At 47.2% G+C, this 2,791-nt stretch carries 3 protein-coding genes; 2 read left to right on the forward strand and 1 reads right to left on the reverse strand.

Features of this window, described 5'->3' with window-relative positions; genetic code table 11:
- A partial coding sequence (locus MHN01_RS23425; RefSeq protein WP_239413759.1) for a bifunctional diguanylate cyclase/phosphodiesterase occupies nt 1-1,186 on the forward strand: 1,186 nt, incomplete at its 5' end.
- Nucleotides 1,187-1,332: 146 nt separating this feature from the next.
- Entirely contained in the window at nt 1,333-1,626 is a 294-nt protein-coding gene (locus MHN01_RS23430; RefSeq protein ID WP_239413760.1) for a DUF3303 domain-containing protein, read from the forward strand.
- 107 nt (nt 1,627-1,733) lie between these two features.
- On the opposite strand, the gene MHN01_RS23435 is transcribed toward MHN01_RS23430, so the two are convergent.
- The coding region (locus MHN01_RS23435; protein WP_239413762.1) for a sensor histidine kinase KdpD at nt 1,734-2,791 on the reverse strand (1,058 nt) is incomplete at its 5' end.

Raw genomic sequence — 2,791 nt, forward strand, 5'->3', positions numbered from 1 at the left:
CTTCGATATCGGTGACAACTACCTATGGGTGTTGGGAAAAACACTTCAGGAGAGGCTAAAAGACAAGGGGTTGGTAGTACGCTACTCGAATGCAAAATTTGGCGTGTTGGTAGAAGAAAACAACGGGCTGACAAGCGATGCTTTTGATGAGTATGTTCACCAGATTTGCCGCCGACTTTGTGACGTCGCAGCTATGCCGCTGAAGCTCAAAGGCGGCCATCAGGTCAATAAGTCTTTCAGCATTGGTGTCAGTGCTGAAAGTGCTGTTTACGACAGCTACCATGCGATGGAAGTGGCGACCGAAATTGCCATGCGAGAAGCGAAGAAGTTCAGCACGTCTAAATATTGTCTGGCGACGGAACAGACGAAAGATGATTTAGTTTTTAAGAAGCTAATTATTGAAGAACTGCCACAGGCAATAGAACAAAATCAGATAAAAATCTATTTCCAGCCACAATATGATTTGTGCAGTGGAGCACTGATTGGCTTCGAAGCATTATCTCGTTGGCAACATAACGAGCTGGGTTATATTCCTCCGGATGTTTTTGTGGGGGTTGCTGAAGACATTGGTTTGCATTTTGAATTTGATTTGTGGGTATTTAATCAGGTCTGCAGACAAATTGTTGAATGGCGAGAGCATGGTATTAATACTCCTCGTATTGCAATTAATATATCTTTTAAGACAATAGAGATGACGACATTTGTCTCACGAATTATAGAGATTATCAATACGACCCAATGCCCGACAGAACTGATTGAAGTCGAAATCACGGAAACAGCAACAGCGAAGAACATCAGCATGCTCAGGGATAATATAACGCAGCTTAAAAGTGCTGGGATCAACATTGCTGTCGATGATTTTGGTACAGGCTATTCTTCGCTGAACTTGATTCGTACTTTCTGCCGTTCGTTAGACAAACTAAAGCTGGATCGTACTTTGATTGAGAATATCTGTAATACGGAGCTGGACCGTGAATTTACCCGGCAGATTATAGAGCTGAGTCGCGTGTTGCAGGTTAAGGTGCTTGCAGAAGGGGTCGAAACACAGGAGCAGCGGGAGCTGTTAACACAACTCGGTTGCGACTGTGCCCAGGGATATTACTTTGACAAGGCGCTCCCGACATCAGAGGCACAAGCTTTGATTGACAGGGCCTGTTTCTCTGCCGATTGCATCCCTACTGCATGAAGTTAGGAGGCGAACACCTTGGCGTTAACTGCGCTTTGTTCTAGATGCCAGAGTAATTCAAGATCTAGCTTAGAATCACAGGCATAGTATCTCAGGTATTGCATCTCCTTATCTATACTTATCCTCAGTGCTAAAACGAGGTACTGATGATGACATTTTTAATTACCTGGCAGTTACACCAAGGCAAGCTTCATGCGACGCTGGCTCACTTTTCTCAGCTTACCACAGAGCAGGATCAGGCCATGATGGGGGAAGAGATCAAGATGATTGGGCGCTGGCATGATCTGGTCAGTGGAACGGGAGTCGCGATTTGTGAATCTGATAGTATCGAGGCGGTGTCTGCCTACGCGCTGAAGTGGAACAATGATATGGATATCTCAGTACAGGCGGTTGTTGATGATGAGCAGGCCAAGGCATTGGGAAGCAGATTGTTAGTATAGTCAGTTTTTGCCTGTTTTCTTTCGGTAGATAAATCACACCCTGGTTGCTTGCCAAGCAGCCAGGGTGTTTTTTTGGGGGAGCTTGTGGAAATGGGTTTAAACTCGGATCAGGCCGAGACTGGCAGATCAAAAGATTGCAGGTATTGCCCGGTATTGCGCTCTGTTTTCAGGTGACTGTGGTGGATCACCAAAATAGACTGGATAATCCGCATCCCCAACCCCATCGAGCCTGATGGTGCCTCGGGATCAATCTGGTTAGTGAGCTGGACCGCTACATCATGTTGGTGGTGCTCAGCTTGAAGTTGGATGGTCGAATAAGCAGGGGCATGGCGGATAGCATTTTCGAACAGGTTAGAAAATAAGCGTAGCAATAGCTGTTTGTCGCCATAGACAGTATCGATATCCGGTAGCGACAGGCTAAGCGAAAGATGCTTTTTCTTGGCGTCAATTGCCAGACTTTCCTGGGTTTCTCTTATGATTTGCGTCAGCCGGACAGGCTCGAAGTGCGGCTCTGGTACGTGTTTTTGGCTGCGAGCCAGCTCGAGCTGCTGACTTAGCTGTTCGGCAAGCTTGTGCGCATTGCGATGTGCGGTCTCAATCAGGGGATCGGGAGAAGACGCCTGGAGCTGCCATGTTTCCAGGTAACCGAGGATACTCGACAGCGGGGTTTTGAGATCATGGCTCAATTGCATGAGCAACTCCCGGCGATTGTTCTCTTCCTGTTGCAGCTGTAAGAACTGCTGCTGGATCCGCTGGGCCATAAGATACAAATGCTTGGCTATGGGCTTGAGTTCCGGCACCTGATTGACAAAATCAGGGCGCAGACGAAAGTCGTTTCCGGCCTGTTCCCTCAGGTTTTGGGTAACGGTTTCTATCGGCTGGAGCAGAGTTTGTCTAACTAGGTGGTAGGTCAGCAAACTGAAGCCAAGGATGAGAAGCAGGGAGATTGCCATCATGTTGTAGACAGGTTGATTACCTTCCTGAGAAGCCAATAATGTTCGCTGTTCACTGCCAATCACAACGTATAAATAGCCAATAACCGAATCATATTGCGTAATAGGCGCCACGGAAAAGACTTTTTTGCCGCCCGGGTTACGCGGGTCATCACCCAGAATGGGCAAGGGCTGATTAGCCAAGAATTGCTTTATTGGTATTAGGAGATCGG

The organism is Photobacterium sp. OFAV2-7 (genome assembly GCF_022347985.1).
GTDB lineage: Bacteria > Pseudomonadota > Gammaproteobacteria > Enterobacterales > Vibrionaceae > Photobacterium.